Source organism: Pseudomonadota bacterium, from assembly GCA_027624955.1.
Classification (GTDB): domain Bacteria; phylum Pseudomonadota; class Alphaproteobacteria; order UBA828; family UBA828; genus PTKB01.
Genome location: JAQBTG010000015.1, coordinates 56,046 through 69,941, shown reverse-complemented (window position 1 = coordinate 69,941; position 13,896 = coordinate 56,046). Strand labels below are relative to the sequence as shown.

The following is a 13,896-nucleotide window of genomic DNA, read 5'->3' as shown; positions in this document are numbered from 1 at the left end:
CACGGCGGAATCACGGCGGAATTGCGGAGATATGAGCCGGCATGGCGGCTAAAATAGTTAAATCCGTTTGCCCGAAGGATTGTCCCGACAGCTGTGGCATGTTGAGCCATGTCGAAGACGGTCGAATCACACGGGTGAGCGGCGATCCCGCGCATCCCATCACGCAGGGCTTCCTCTGCGGCCGCTATCAACATTATGAAGAAGTAATTTATCACCCGGAGCGCCTGCTTCATCCGCTCTATCGGGCGGATAAAAGCGCAGAATTCCAACGCATTTCGTGGGATGAGGCGCTGCAAATTTTGGCCGGGCACTTTCACGAGATCATCGCCCAGCATGGTGGCGCAGCAATCCTGCCCTATCACTATCTCGCCAATATGGGGTTCGTTTCATCGCGCTCCGGTGATCGTCTGTGGAACAAGCTGAATACCAGCCGCGTTGGCCTCGAAATCTGCGCCATGGCGGGGGCGGAGGCAATAATTCGCGTCTTCGGTGCTATTCGCGGCACCGAGCCGCAGCATATGGACAAAACACGCTGCTATGTCGCCTGGGGCAAAAACCCGAAAGCGACAAATGTTCACAGCCACGTCCTCACCAAGGACATCCATCCCAACATCGTCGTCGATCCCTACCGCTCAGAATCGGCCAAATCCGCCGATCTTCATATTCAGCCGCGCCCGGCCACCGATCCGGTGCTGGCGATGGCCTTGATGCGCATTCTGATCGAGCGCGGCTGGGCGGATACGGAATTTCTGGCCGCCCACACCATCGGTTTCGATGCCGTCCGTGCGCGCGTGATGCAGACCAGTTTGACCGAGGCGTCGTCGATTTGCGACGTGCCGATAGCGCGGATCGAGGAGTTTGCTGAGCTTTACGCCGGCAACACGCCGTCCCTCATTCATATCGGCGTTGGCCTGCAACGCAACAGCAATGGTGGCGAGATGGTGGCAGCCCTTGCTACTCTGGCGGCGATGGCGGGGCAGGTGGGCGTGCCCGGCGGCGGTGCGCTCTACGCTAATTTCGATTGGCCCATGGGCGATATCAGCGAGCCGGATTTGCGCTCCGACGTCGCCCATTTCCACAACATGATTAAGCTTGGCGAGGTCTTGACCTCTGACGACGCCATCCGTGCGCTCTATGTGTTTAACTCAAACCCTGCGGCCACTGCGCCCAACCAAAACAAAGTGCATGCCGGGCTGGCGCGCGATGATTTGTTCGTCGCCGTGCATGACCTCTTTATGACCGATACCGCCCAGCGTGCCAATTTAGTGCTGCCGGCCTGCACCCAGGCTGAGCAATGGGATGTGCATCGCTCCTACTGGCATGATTACGCGCAGATTAACCAGCCGGCCATCGCGCCGCTTGGCGAGGCACGGCCCAATCATTGGGTGTTCGGCCAAATCGCTCAGGCTATGGGCTTCGAGGAGCCGTGTTTCCGGGAGACCGAGGAGGATACCCTGCGTCGCTTGTTGGTTGGGACGGGGCTTGATTTCGATGCCCTGGCCGCTGGGCCAGTACCGTGCCTGCCGGTGGAGAATACGAGCTTCGCCGACCGCCGCTTTCCGACGCCGAGCGGCAAACTGGAATTGATCACACCGAGCTACACGCCGGCGCCGGCGGATGGCGACCACCGCTACCGCTTCATCACGCCGAAGAGCCGGCATTTGCAATCGAGCCAGTTGTTCAATGTGGCGCGCAAACAGGCCGGCGTGCGCGAGCCGACGCTCTATCTGCACCCGGAGGATGGCGCGCGCGAAGGCATCGCAGACGGCGCGCCGGTGCGCGTGTGGAACGGCCGCGGCGAAGTGGCACTGGTGGCGCGCTTAAGCGCCGACGTGCGGCCCGGACTGGTTGCCAGCTACATGGTGCGTTGGGGCCCCAACGCCAATGCCACCACGCCCGACACGCCGGCGGATATGGGCGGTAATTCCACTTTCCACACCAATTTCGTCAGCCTCGCGCGCGGCGCCTGAGATCGTGTCGATGCGTATTCTGGTCATTCAGCACTCGCCACTCGATCATCCCGGCGTGATACGCAGCTATATGGCCGAGGATGGTATCGCCTGGGACCCCATCGATATCTATGCCGGTCAGAGCATTCCGCCGCTCGACGACTATGACGCGTTGCTGGTTATGGGCGGGCCGCAGCAGACCGATCAAGAAGCCGCGCATCCCTGGCTGGTGCAGGAGAAGGAATTCATTCGCAGCGCCGTCGTGGCACAGCACAAGCCGGTGCTCGGCATTTGCCTCGGCGCTCAGCTTATCGCCGAAGTGATGGGCGGACGCGTTGGCGCCATGGCGCGCCCAGAAATCGGCGTGCTTGAAGTCGAGACCATCGCAGCGGCGGCTGGCGATGCACTGTTCGGCGAATTTCCGGCGCCGGCCAAAACGCTGCAATGGCACCTCTACGCCGTGCTGCAATTACCGCCCGGCGCACAGCATCTCATGCGTTCACCGGCCTGCGAAAACCAAGCGTTCCGGATCGGCAGTATGGCGTATGGCGTGCAGTTTCATATGGAGCTTACCGCCGACATGGTCCTCGGTGTAAGCGACTATCCTGAATATGTTGCAGCGCTTGAGGCGCAGCACGGTGCCGGCGCGCTGACGCGATTAGCCGCAGAAACAGCGCGTAACGCCGGCGAACTCGACCGATCCGCCCGACTGATTTACGATAATTTCATGCGCCTCGCGCGCGCATAAATTCAATAGATTCAGATAGACTCAATAGGAGAGACACAATGGCGCTTTCGGCCGTGGCCGCGACAGAAGCCTGTATCGAGAATATCCAGCGCCATAACGAGGCGGTGAATGCGGTCGTCACATGGGACGAAGACGCCGCCTTGGCAAGCGCCGCAGAGGCCGATCGCGCCGCCACGGAAGGGCGCTGGCTTGGCGTCCTGCATGGCATGACGATGACCCTGAAAGACAATATCGCCACCGCTGGCATGCGCACCACAAGCGGCGCGATGTTCTTTGCCGATCATGTGCCCAACGAGGACGCCGAAGTGGTGCGCCGTCTGCGCGGCGCCGGCGCGGTGCTGATCGGCAAGGCCAACATGCAGGAGCTCGCGTTCGGCGTGGTGACGACAAATCCGGTATTCGGGCAATGTCGGAACCCGTGGAATCCGGGACACATTCCGGGCGGCACAAGCGGCGGCTCCGGCGCCAGCGTGGCTGCGGGCATGTGCCAGGGCTCGCTCGGCACCGATACCGGCGGCTCGGTGCGTATTCCGGCATCGATGACCGGCGTGGTCGGTCTGCGTCCAACGCATGGGCGCATATCGATACGCGGGGTGACGCCGACCAGTCTGTCAAACGACACCATCGGGCCGATGGCGCGCGAGGTGACGGATGTAGCTCGCCTGTTTGCGGCGTTGAGCGGATATGACGCCCATGATCCGGTGAGCGCCGATCAACCGTTGGCGAATTTCCTGCCCACCCTGGGTAATGGCATTGCTGGCAAGCGCATCGGCATCGCGCGCAAATTTCACTTTCAGCGCCTTCACCCGGCGGTCGAGCAGGCGGTGCTGGGCGCTGTTGGCGTATTCGAGCGCTTGGGCGCGGAAATCTGCGAGATCGATCTGCCCGGCGCCGAATTGGCGCAGGATTGGAACATCGCCCAAATCTATGGCGATATCTGCGCCTATTTCAAAGAGCGTCTCGCCAACGACCCGGAGAGCATCAGCCCGCGCGTGCGCGCGCGTATGATGTTGGGTTTGAACTTTACGGCGGCTGACTATGCCGAGGCGATGCGCGGCAAGGAAGTTTGGCAGCGCACCTTGAAGCGCACCTTCGAGGACCAGGTCGATATGATCCTGGCGCCTACCGTTCCGATGCCGCCGCCGGCGATTACCGGCGACGAAAACCTGCATGAAGCCACCCGCGATGCGGCGCGCTTCACATATGGAAGCGCGCTTTCCTCCCATCCCGGGCTTTCTGTGCCGTGCGGCTTTACATCCGACGGCCTTCCCATCGGCCTCATGCTGGAAGCGGCGTGGTGGAACGAGCCGCTCCTGTTCCGCGCCGGCGTGGCCTATCAGAGCGCAACCGATTGGCACCTCCGCCGCCCGCCATTGTTGGGCGGCTAGCGTTCACACCACCGCACCCATCTGTTTACGATAGGTCGAATTCCGTAATTTCGTGCCGGGTATCGCCTTAGTCGGCGCCGGCGGCCTGGGGCAGTTCCGCCTCCAACAGATCGGCGAGCGACGTGGCGTGCCAGCCCTCGGCACGTTTTTTCCAATAGGTGTCGCTGAGTTTGCCAGTCGTGATGCCGGGCGCGCCGTTGCCCACCGGTTTGTCGTTGACCAAAGTCACCGAGATAACCCCGCCGCCGGTCGAGGAAATGAAGACCTCGTCGGCTTCACGCAGGTCGGCTTCCGTCAAATCGGCGGCTTCCGCCTGCAGGCCGGTTTCGGCGCAGAGTTCGAAGACGCTTTGCCGGGTGATGCCTTCAAGCAAGTTCTGGCCCGGCGTCAGCACTTTGCCGTCGCGGATAATCCAGACATTAAAGCCTGGCCCTTCGGTGATGAAGCCGTCGGTGGACAGCAGGACCGGGGCGTCGGCGCCAGCATCGAGCGCCTCGAATTGAGCACGCGTCAAATCCATGCGGTTGAAGTTTTTGACGCGCTGGTTGATCGCAGTGTCCGGCGCGCGCCGGGTATCGGCGATCCATAAATGAGCGCCAGAGTTCACCCGCTCTTTCGGCACGATCCAATAATAGGGAACGGCATAGGCGATGAATTCATTCAGCGCTTCTCGCGGATCGCCGGTAGCGCTGCCGCCGGCATAGCGCCCGCGCGTGCAAAGGATATAGACGATCGAATGATCAAACCCGGCGCGCTTCACGCATTCCGCCATAATCTGACGAATTTCATCGTCCGAGCACGGTGGGTTGACGCGGATATAATCGCAGGAGCGGTGAAACCGCGCCAAATGATCGTCGAGCTTAAAAAACGATCCGTCCCAGGCAGATATGGCGTCGAACACCACATCACTCTTGGTAAATGCCGGGTCGAGCAACGGTATCGTCGCCTCGTCCACCGGCATATAGCGTCCCTGGCTATAGGCAATGCCTTTTGATTCGCTCATAACTTACGCCTCCGCTTGCAACAGGATGAGGCCTAACATATGGCGCTTGAACGGAAAGGGCCACTCCGGGATGATTGCGGCCAAGCAAAAAAAGTAAGGGAGAACGATCATGGCGATGGACGAACAAGCGTTGGCCGCGTGGCTCGGGGATTCGATCATGGCGCAGCGCGGCGTCGGGCGCGATGCCGCCGGTGAGACCCACCATCTCACGGAGGAAATGCAGGGCATCTATCATTACACCATGGGTCCCTATTCGGACCCGGTGCTCGAGATCAAGCCCGGCGATACGGTGGTGGTGGAGACGCGCGACGCGTTCGAGGGCAAGCTCGTCAACGACGGCGACAAGCCGAGCGAGAAGCTGCGCGTGCCTTTCCTCAATCCGCAGAATGGGCCGATCATGGTCGAAGGCGCTGAGATGGGCGATGCGCTCGCGGTTTATATCGCGTCTATGCATCCGCGCGGTGACGACCCGCACGGGATTGTCGCGATGATTCCCGAATTCGGCGCGCTCACCGGCACAGCCTATACCGCCACCCTCAACGACCCGCTACCCGAGATCGTGCGCCGCATCGCCCTCGATGAGGAAAACGTCTATTGGAGCAAGCGCGTGACGCTGCCCTACAAGCCGCATATCGGTACGCTGAGCTGCTCGCCGGAGATAGATTCCATCAATTCTTTAACCCCAGACAATCACGGCGGCAATATGGATCTGCCCGATATCGGGCCGGGCACGGTGACCTACCTGCCGGTACGCTCGCCGGGTGCGCGGTTGTTCCTCGGCGACGCCCATGCCTGTCAGGGCGACGGCGAAGTCTGTGGCACGGCGGTGGAATATTCCACGACCACGACGATTAAGGTCGATGTGATCAAGGGCTGGACGCTCGATTGGCCGCGCTATGAGACCGAAGACGCGATTTTTGGCGTCGGCAGCGCGCGGCCGTTGGAAGACGCAACCCGCATTGCCTATCGCGAGCTCATTCGCTGGATGGAGGCCGATTACGGCTTCGATAAATGGGACGCTTATATGATGCTCAGCCAATGCGGCATCGTGCGGCTGGGCAATGTCGTTGACCCCAAATACAGTGTCGCCGCCGGAATCCGCAAAAAATTCCTGGCCGAATAAAGCGGGGGTAATTTTTGGTTTGGTCCCTCAAACGCCGGGCGGTCGCGTCCGCTCTCTTGGCTCCCTCGTATTAACTCGGGCGCGCGGTCGCGCTTGCCGGAATGCGGCAAGCATTCCGGGTGATGGTGCCGCCTGGGTGAGTCTATGAGTGTTCTCTCAAGCGTCTTCGGGTCTTAGTCGGCGGCGTCGGAGTGTTTGTCCGCGTCTTCCGTGAAATCGGGCCGCAGCACCGCCGAGCCGTCACGCAGCAACGCCGCGCGCGTCGGAAAACCATTGCCGGGGTGGGCCGTCATCTGCTCGGGTGGCGTAGGATTGGTGACCTCTGGCCAGATGCCGGGCTGCGCCACGGCGCCTTCTTCGGCGATCGGCAACGGATCATCCTCGAGAATAGCCGGCGCCTTGATGATATCGAAACAATCCCAGCTAGCTTCGAGCGGGATGTTGTTGTTATCAAAGAAATAGACCGACCAGACGAAGCCGTGATCGACGGCGCCGCTAACTTCAATGCCGGCGGCTTCGAGCTTGTCCTTGAGGGCGAATAAATCCGCTTTCGAGGCGACGCTGATCGAGAGATGATCGAAGCCGAGCGGTTGCGCGCTGGGCGAGCCATGCGACTTCTTTACCATTGGCTGGGCGCCGTCATAGGAGAAGAAGGCGATATAATTGGGGCCGGTCTTGAAGAAATAATGGCGGTAACCGTCATGGCCAATGCCATGAGTCAATTCCATGCCGAGAAGATCACGGTAAAAGCGGATGGTTTTCTCCATATCGCCAGTGATAAAGGCGAGATGGTTGATTTCCTTCAAATACATGACGATTCTCCCCAGGCAACATCAATCTTGCTCATAGGTAAGGTGTTTGGCGGCGAAATCCAAGTGACGGTGCCCGCGTGATTGTATTATGTAGCGATTTCGGCGTCGGCGGTGCGCGCACGCATATTTTCACATATGCCCGAGGGCGCTGCTTTCTGGTATGAAAACGTCAACGGTCTGGCCGAGATCGCGGTCACTGGCGGCTGCGCGTACCAGGCGCTCGGTCTTTCGATAGGAGTGGATGTGAAGGTGATTGCGACATGACAGGCTGGCGGCCGGACAATGAACAGATCGCTGCGGGACGCCTCGCTGGCGCCGACATGCGCGGCCTCGTCCTCAAAGGGCGGAATTTCCGTCAGGCCGATCTCAGCGCGGCCGACTTATCGGGCGCCGATCTACGTGAAGCGGATTTCTGGGGCGCCGATTTGAGCGCGGCAAATCTATATGGGGCCAATGCGCGGTTGGCCACGTTTCAAGGCGCAAATCTTACTGGCGCGCAGGTAAGCGAAGCCAATCTCTGGGGCGCCAACTTCAAGGTGGCGCGCATGGCGGGCGCAATATTGGTGCGGGCCAACATGTCGCAAGCGGAGATGGCCGGCGCGCAATGCGACGGTGCGAATTTTTCCGAGGTCAATCTGTGGAGCGGCGTGCTGCGCTTGGCCTCTCTGAAAGATGCCAATATGGGCAAGGTCGAGCTTGCCAGCGCCAAGATGGAGCAAGCTGTGCTGGACGGCGCCAATCTGAGAGAGAGTGATTTAAGCGGCGCCACTTTGCGCGGTGCCAGTTTGATCGGAGTGGATTTCACCGCCGCAACATTACGCGATACGCGCTTCCGCGAGGCCAATTTGACTCGCGTGGACTTTAGCCAAGCGAACCTCTTTGAGGCCAGTTTTGACGACGCCATTTTCGATACCACCATCATGCCCGATGGCACCATCGAATCCGGCCCGCTGCACATGTGGCCACCAGATTCAGAATAGGCGTTCGGCTAAGAAACCGATCACGGTTACGGAATTAAGACCGCGCGGCCTTTTATTGTTCCGGCGTGGAGATCGTGCAGCGCTTGGTTGGCGTCGGCGAGTTTGTATTCCTTGGTGGCGAGATTGACCAAGCCGCGGTCAGCCAGCGCCATCAGTTCGACCAATTCGGCGTAAGTCCCCACCAAATTTCCGACGATGGTTTTCTCGGTGATGATCATCTCGATGGCCGGAATTTCGATGCGCCCGCCATAGCCGACAATGTAGTAGTAGCCGGCATTCCGCGTCATCGCCAGGCCCTTGGCGATGGCGTCGCCCTCGCCGACGAAATCGATCACTGCTTCGGCGCCGCGGCCTTTGGTCAGTTCCAGCACCGCCTCGGTCTCATTGCCGTCGGCCTTGATAACATGATGCGCGCCGCTCTCCTTGGCGAGGCCAAGGGCGAGGTCGGACATGTCGACCGCGATGATCTCCGCCGGCGACAATGCGGCCAGCGCCTGAATGCCGATATGGCCGAGCCCGCCGGCGCCGATGATCACCGCATATTCGCCCGGCACCAAATGTTTCGCCGCCTTTTTGGCGGCGCGGTAGGCAGTGAGGCCGGCATCCGTATAGGGCGCCACATCCTTGGGCGCCAAGCTCTCGGGCAGCTTGATCAGAGCGCGCTCGCCAGTGTGCAAATATTCGGCATAGCCGCCGGCGGCGTTGATGCCGGGAAAGCTCGAGTCTTCGGCGTGCATGTCCTCGCCGCGCCGGCAGGCCAGGCAATGGCCGCTGGTGACAAGGGGATGCACAATCACCGGATCGCCGACCTTGACGCTGGTCACGCCCGAGCCCACCTCCTCGACCCAACCGGCATTCTCATGGCCCATAATGTGGGGAAATTTGACTTCCACCAGGCCGCGCCACACGCCCTCGACAATGTGGAGGTCGGTGCGGCACACACCGGCGCCGCCGATGCGGACAATGACGTCTGTCGGCGCGACAATTTTTGGATCGGCGACGTCTTCATAGTTAACGAACGTCTCACCCGCCAGGGCTTCGTCATAGCCGTGCAACACCGCCGCTTTCATTGCTTTCTCCCTCAGACATTTGCTGTCGTAACCGGTTGCGCCGATAAAGAGCGATGGCGTGCGACCTGTCAACGCGCTTGCTTGATTCAACCGCCCGAAACGCTATAAACGAGGCAGGCTTCAGCGGTGTAACGGTAAAAGGACAATGCGGTATGACGGCGCGAATTTACCAGCCGGCAAAATCAGCCACACAATCGGGGCGGGCCAACTCGCGCCATTGGCTGCTGGAATATGAGAGCGGCGGCAAGCGCGAGATCGACAGCCTGATGGGCTGGACCGGATCCGGCGATACGCAAACGCAAGTATGCTTGAAATTTTCGAGCCGCAGCGAGGCCTTGGCCTACGCCGAAAAGCATGAGTTGGATTACAATTTAGAAGAGCCGCAGGCGCGGCGGGTCCGGCCGAAATCCTATAGCGAGAATTTCACCCGCAAGCCCGGAAATTGAGATGCAGCAATAACGGCGGCAACGCCAACCGCGCTACTCGCCCTTGACGGTCGAGCCGACAAACGAAACGACGTCAGTCAACAGCTTGCCGACGGGAGACATGACTTTCTCCAACACCGATGGCTCTTCTTCCGCTGCCGGGTCTTCGCCGAAGGCGGCATCTTGGAACGGTAGCACCATAGTGTCGAAATCATCCGTAAACGCGAAATAACCCTCTTCCATCGACGCCCAGTATTTTTTCCCGACATCAGATGTCATCTCACCCTTGACCGGTTGGCCGGCTGCGACCAGGGAGAGATTATGCTGTGCTTCTTCATCACCTTTTTCCGCCGCGCGATTCCACCAGGCGACTGCCTGAGTTTCGCTCTGCTCCACATACTCGCCCCAGTAATGCATGTTTCCAAGCATTCGCTGAGCCGCGGCGTTGCCGCCTGAGGCGTGTTTTTCAATCGAACTTAAGCGGATCACAGGTGCATCGCCCACCGCATTGTCCAATGTGGTATCGACATTGCGGAAACCGCTTTGTGAGCAAGCCGCAAGCAGCCCTGCTGTAGCAAGTGAGAGAACGAGGTGCCTCGTCTTCATGGATAATTCTCCGGGATTCGTCCGTTCGGCGGAGCGACACTAACCCATATTATGCCGCCGCGCCAGCGCCTTAAGCTATTTTTCCACGAGTTCGTTGATGCCCTGCCAATCGGCCGGTGGTGGGTTGGAAATCATGCCGCGCGCCCGCACTGCCAGTTTGGCCGCTGCGGAATCCCCCGGTTCCAGCGCTTCCAGCGCGATTGCGGCAGCTTCGAACTCCCGCCTGCGGTAGAGCGCGAGGGCGGTGGCGAAGGCTGTTATTCTATCCGTTACCGCAGCATCCGATTGCGCCGCCAGGCAGAGCGGCTCGTAGACAGCGATCGGCGCCTCGCGCCCGACGACCCGGATCAAATCCAGCTCGCGCATGGCAATCGAGTCGCCGCACGCCCGCGCGGTTGTTTCGCTGACCAGAATTTGACTGCCAAAGGCCTTATTCGCGCCCTCAAGCCGTGCCGCCAGATTAACCGCGTCACCCATGACGGTGTAATTGAAGCGCCGTCTTGAGCCCATGTTGCCGACCAGCATGTCGCCACTATTGAGGCCGATGCGGGCACGCAGGGTCAAATCGGGCCGCCCCTGAAAAACCCTCGGCATTTCCGCCAATCGGTCGCGGCAAGCCAGCGCCGCCGTGACGCCGTTGCGCGCATGATCGGCGTCCTCAAGCGGCGCGCCAAATACGGCGACGATGGCATCGCCGATATATTTGTCCACAAAGCCACCATGGTCCTCAATGATATCGGTCATCTCCGATAAATAAATATTGAGCCCGGCAACCAATTGCTCGGGTGACAGCTGTTCCGAAACTGAAGTGAAGCCCTCGATATCACTGAAAAGAACGGTCAACTCCCGGTTCTCGCCGCCGAGTTCGGGTGCTTTGCCGCGCTCCACCATACGGTCGACCAACGCCGGCGCGAGGTACAAGGTGAAGGCGTGACGCAGGCGGCGCTTGTCCTTGTCACTGACGGCGAAACGGTAACCGAGCAGAACGGCGAATGTCAGGGCGCCGGCGATCAAAGGGTCGAACAGCGGCAGCACCAGACCCGAACGGAACAGGGTCGTGGCAACAATCAGCCAAACAAAGCCGCAGCCGAGGATCGCCAGGCCAGCGCGCCATGCCTCAAACCGCATCGCCAAGCCGGCAACGAGAAGAGTAAACGCGACGGTGATCAAACTGTTCCAAATGCGCGCTGGCATCCGCAGCGCGTCGCCGCGCAACAGATTGTTGATCGCCGCGGCGTGAATATAGACGCCCGGAATAGAATCGCGTGTGAACGCGGTTTTGTAGAGATCGCCGGGCGCCGGCAGCGCGCAACGCGCGCCGACGACATCGCCTTCGGGGGCAGTAATAAAGCGTTTGGAGGTGATCTTACGATCCTCGACATCGAGCACGACACCGAGGAGCACGGCTTTTCCCGCGAAATGATCGCTTAGAAAATTCTGCTGGCCGGCCGCCACGCAGGCATGGATATCAGCCAGCGAATAGGTCGGTATCGAGGCGCCGCCATCGAAATTAACGCTCAGCGCATTTTCCCGCCCGCCCGGAATACTGTAATCGCCGAGGAATACATCGCCGTTCTCGCCATCGACGCGCGGCGCCTCGCCCGCTTGGCGCGCCGCCAATTCCAGAGAGAGCGAGGGTTCCTTGCGCAGTGTGCCGTCGGTGTTCGCGGCATCGAGGAAGAGCGGTGCGCGGCGGATCACGCCGTCGGCATCGCCGTAAAGGTTTACCGAACGAATATTGCGTTGGTGGTCGACGGCAGAACTATGACCCGCATACGGTGCGATCGGCTTAACCTGATGCTGCACTTTTGCCAGGACGATTTTATTTTCTTGTGCCGCGCGGCGCAGCGCCAGCATGAATTCGCGGTCGTAATTCCGATCAAGGGTCGCGACGGAGGTGGGCAGAATGATATCGAAGCCAATGACAGCAGCACCGGCCTCGCGCACGCCATCCACCACGGTGCCGATCTGCTTGGTCCACATCACCTTGGGCACATCACGGAACGGTGCTGTGCGATAGGTCTCCTCGTCGATGGCAATTACCACGGACGGCGATTCTTGCGGCGCATGGCGCTGACCCCAAACCGCATGGCGCAGCCAGAACAGGCTGTCGAGCGAAATATTCTCGACCCGGTCTAGCGCCGGCGCGGCGAATATCCCGCCGACTACCAGCGCCGCCGCCGTGGCGGCAAGAATATTGCTGAGCTTCACAGCCGGCGCCGCTCTGTCAGATCACTAAAGAGGAACGAGGCGGCTTAACAACGCGACAGCGCCGGGCCGGGCGAATTTATCGACGCGGAAGATGATTTCACGCCCTGCCGCGCGGGCGCGATAGAGCCCGCCCTTGCCAAGCACAATGCCATGATCCGCTAAATCGACCCCATTGGCCGCGGTCTTTAGTTTGAGCGCCTCCCGCGGGCGGTCGAGCCGCTCAAGTTCCAGCATGTCCGCGTCGCCGTCGATGCGAAAATAGGGCGATAGGCCATGCACCGTTAACGCGACTTCGATGGCACCGCCGCTTTTGCGCATCACGGCGACCCCGGCGCGGTCCGATTGGTCAGACGAGAGTTGCAGATTGCCGCCGTCGCACTCAACGGCGCGGCTCTCCACTATGCCGCCACTGACCTCACTTTGCTCGGCGCGGACCAGCACTGTGCCGCCGGTGATGGTTTCCTGGATGCAGGAGCGGAGGTAGCCTAGGCGGATCCAATCGCCCTCCGCCAGGTTCACTCTAGCGCCCGGCGAGAGATATTCGAACAGGCCGATTTCGCCGGTTTCAGTGACGCCGGGGGAGAGGTCTTCGACGATCGCCGCCAGTTCGTCGGAATGAGCGCTGCTCGAGGCCAGAGCGCAGGCGCCAAGCAGGCCGGAAATGTAAATTTGCTGGAATTTTCGCCAAACCATGCGCGCCCCTCGTGGAGCGCTAGTATGTCACGCCTTCAATTGCGCCGCCACATGCCGCGCCGAGCTTGGCGTGCCGCCACTTCGAGCGCGGCATAGCGGGTCATTTGCGTGCCATCTGCTTCGGCCCAGCCGGTATAGACCATACCCTCTGATAAATCGTAGCCGCCGGCTCGACAGCGCGCAAAGCGGCTGCCGTCCGCCGCCCTAATCTCGCGCCGGATGCAGGTGACGGTGGCGCCGGCGGTCAGGTCCATCAGGGCGGTAGTGGATATCCGCCCGCAGTCATGTTCGTTGCCGCGCAGCTGACAGCGTGTGCCGAGCGGCGGCGCGGTGATGCCCTCCAACCGTAGGCGGCGGCCATCGACACTCAGCGTTTGCCCGTCGAGCACCTCCGGCGGGCCGGTGAGGTCGTCGCCGAACGGCGTCCAATTGGCCGCCCGCGCCTGCACGGCCGATGCAGCACTGTTCGGTAGGTTGACGGCCGCCGCCGCGAGCCGAACTTGCGCCCAGTTGTTGCCCTGGCCCGCGGCCAACAGCAGCCAGAAATAACTTTCCGCTACGTCGCGTCGAACGCCCCGGCCAGCGGCAAAGAATTGCGACAGGTTTATTTGCGCCACCGGGTCGCCGCGCTCCGCCGCGCCGCGCGTCCATCTAGCGGCGCCAACGTCATTTTGCGGCACGCCTTCGCCGAACTGATACATGCTCGCCAGCGCGAGCTGCGCCCGTACGTCGCCGGCCTCCGCGGCGGGCAGAAATTCGGCCACCGCCTCTGCGTACCAGCCGGCGTCATAGGCGCGCACGCCATCGGCGACGTCAGCCCGAGAAGAAAGCAGCGGCAAGAGAAGGGCCAAGAGGAGGGTGGTAAAAAATATTTTCACGGCAATTCGA

14 protein-coding genes are annotated in these 13,896 nt (G+C 60.9%); 7 read left to right on the top strand and 7 right to left on the bottom strand.

The features are described 5' to 3' along the window. Positions 1–41 precede the first annotated feature (41 nt). The 3 genes from O3A94_07880 to O3A94_07870 are packed head-to-tail and all read left to right on the top strand — an operon-like array spanning position 42 to position 4,085. Positions 42–1,970: a molybdopterin-dependent oxidoreductase gene (locus O3A94_07880; protein MDA1356171.1), complete on the top strand. Its 1,929-nt coding sequence runs from the start codon at positions 42–44 to the stop codon at positions 1,968–1,970. Between the two features lie 10 nt (positions 1,971–1,980). Then, the gene (locus O3A94_07875; GenBank protein MDA1356170.1) at positions 1,981–2,697 is read left to right on the top strand and encodes a type 1 glutamine amidotransferase; all 717 of its coding nucleotides are present in this window, start codon (positions 1,981–1,983) and stop codon (positions 2,695–2,697) included. 38 nt (positions 2,698–2,735) lie between these two features. Continuing rightward, entirely contained in the window at positions 2,736–4,085 is a 1,350-nt protein-coding gene (locus O3A94_07870) for an amidase (protein ID MDA1356169.1), read from the top strand. Between the two features lie 67 nt (positions 4,086–4,152). Here the strand turns inward: O3A94_07870 and O3A94_07865 are convergent, their stop codons facing one another. Beyond that, positions 4,153–5,088 (bottom strand): aminotransferase class IV, encoded by a 936-nt coding sequence (locus O3A94_07865; protein MDA1356168.1) that lies wholly within the window; start codon positions 5,086–5,088, stop codon positions 4,153–4,155. A gap of 115 nt (positions 5,089–5,203) precedes the next feature. Between O3A94_07865 and O3A94_07860 the strand changes: the two genes are divergently transcribed. Beyond that, entirely contained in the window at positions 5,204–6,211 is a 1,008-nt protein-coding gene (locus tag O3A94_07860) for an acetamidase/formamidase family protein (GenBank protein MDA1356167.1), read from the top strand. Between the two features lie 173 nt (positions 6,212–6,384). Here the strand turns inward: O3A94_07860 and O3A94_07855 are convergent, their stop codons facing one another. Beyond that, the gene (locus O3A94_07855) at positions 6,385–7,023 is read right to left on the bottom strand and encodes a VOC family protein (GenBank protein ID MDA1356166.1); all 639 of its coding nucleotides are present in this window, start codon (positions 7,021–7,023) and stop codon (positions 6,385–6,387) included. Between the two features lie 111 nt (positions 7,024–7,134). Between O3A94_07855 and O3A94_07850 the strand changes: the two genes are divergently transcribed. Both O3A94_07850 and O3A94_07845 read left to right on the top strand, forming a co-directional pair. Next, positions 7,135–7,287, top strand: coding sequence for a hypothetical protein (locus O3A94_07850; protein MDA1356165.1), 153 nt, complete (start codon positions 7,135–7,137; stop codon positions 7,285–7,287). Continuing rightward, positions 7,284–8,003: a pentapeptide repeat-containing protein gene (locus tag O3A94_07845; protein MDA1356164.1), complete on the top strand. Its 720-nt coding sequence runs from the start codon at positions 7,284–7,286 to the stop codon at positions 8,001–8,003. The genes O3A94_07850 and O3A94_07845 overlap by 4 nt, the downstream gene beginning before the upstream one ends. Before the next feature lie 26 nt (positions 8,004–8,029). Here the strand turns inward: O3A94_07845 and O3A94_07840 are convergent, their stop codons facing one another. Next, positions 8,030–9,073: an NAD(P)-dependent alcohol dehydrogenase gene (locus O3A94_07840; GenBank protein MDA1356163.1), complete on the bottom strand. Its 1,044-nt coding sequence runs from the start codon at positions 9,071–9,073 to the stop codon at positions 8,030–8,032. A 152-nt stretch (positions 9,074–9,225) separates the two neighbouring features. Between O3A94_07840 and O3A94_07835 the strand changes: the two genes are divergently transcribed. Then, entirely contained in the window at positions 9,226–9,519 is a 294-nt protein-coding gene (locus O3A94_07835) for an ETC complex I subunit (GenBank protein MDA1356162.1), read from the top strand. 33 nt (positions 9,520–9,552) lie between these two features. On the opposite strand, the gene O3A94_07830 is transcribed toward O3A94_07835, so the two are convergent. From O3A94_07830 to O3A94_07815, 4 genes are all read right to left on the bottom strand, one after another. After that, entirely contained in the window at positions 9,553–10,104 is a 552-nt protein-coding gene (locus tag O3A94_07830; protein ID MDA1356161.1) for a hypothetical protein, read from the bottom strand. 75 nt (positions 10,105–10,179) lie between these two features. After that, positions 10,180–12,315, bottom strand: a complete 2,136-nt coding sequence (locus O3A94_07825; GenBank protein ID MDA1356160.1) for an adenylate/guanylate cyclase domain-containing protein — start codon at positions 12,313–12,315, stop codon at positions 10,180–10,182. A gap of 24 nt (positions 12,316–12,339) precedes the next feature. Then, positions 12,340–13,008 carry a hypothetical protein gene (locus O3A94_07820; protein ID MDA1356159.1) on the bottom strand — a complete coding sequence of 223 codons (669 nt, stop codon included), beginning with the start codon at positions 13,006–13,008 and terminating at the stop codon, positions 12,340–12,342. Positions 13,009–13,043: 35 nt separating this feature from the next. Then, positions 13,044–13,886, bottom strand: coding sequence for a hypothetical protein (locus O3A94_07815; protein ID MDA1356158.1), 843 nt, complete (start codon positions 13,884–13,886; stop codon positions 13,044–13,046). Positions 13,887–13,896: the final 10 nt, after the last annotated feature.

Excerpts from the sequence above, each read along its gene's own strand:
- O3A94_07880 (MDA1356171.1), top strand. The coding sequence starts at position 42 with ATGGCGGCTAAAATAGTTAAATCCGTTTGCCCGAAGGATTGTCCCGAC.
- O3A94_07875 (MDA1356170.1), top strand. The coding sequence starts at position 1,981 with ATGCGTATTCTGGTCATTCAGCACTCGCCACTCGATCATCCCGGCGTG.
- O3A94_07870 (MDA1356169.1), top strand. The coding sequence starts at position 2,736 with ATGGCGCTTTCGGCCGTGGCCGCGACAGAAGCCTGTATCGAGAATATC.
- O3A94_07865 (MDA1356168.1), bottom strand. The coding sequence starts at position 5,088 with ATGAGCGAATCAAAAGGCATTGCCTATAGCCAGGGACGCTATATGCCG.
- O3A94_07860 (MDA1356167.1), top strand. The coding sequence starts at position 5,204 with ATGGACGAACAAGCGTTGGCCGCGTGGCTCGGGGATTCGATCATGGCG.
- O3A94_07855 (MDA1356166.1), bottom strand. The coding sequence starts at position 7,023 with ATGTATTTGAAGGAAATCAACCATCTCGCCTTTATCACTGGCGATATG.
- O3A94_07845 (MDA1356164.1), top strand. The coding sequence starts at position 7,284 with ATGACAGGCTGGCGGCCGGACAATGAACAGATCGCTGCGGGACGCCTC.
- O3A94_07840 (MDA1356163.1), bottom strand. The coding sequence starts at position 9,073 with ATGAAAGCGGCGGTGTTGCACGGCTATGACGAAGCCCTGGCGGGTGAG.
- O3A94_07835 (MDA1356162.1), top strand. The coding sequence starts at position 9,226 with ATGACGGCGCGAATTTACCAGCCGGCAAAATCAGCCACACAATCGGGG.
- O3A94_07830 (MDA1356161.1), bottom strand. The coding sequence starts at position 10,104 with ATGAAGACGAGGCACCTCGTTCTCTCACTTGCTACAGCAGGGCTGCTT.
- O3A94_07820 (MDA1356159.1), bottom strand. The coding sequence starts at position 13,008 with ATGGTTTGGCGAAAATTCCAGCAAATTTACATTTCCGGCCTGCTTGGC.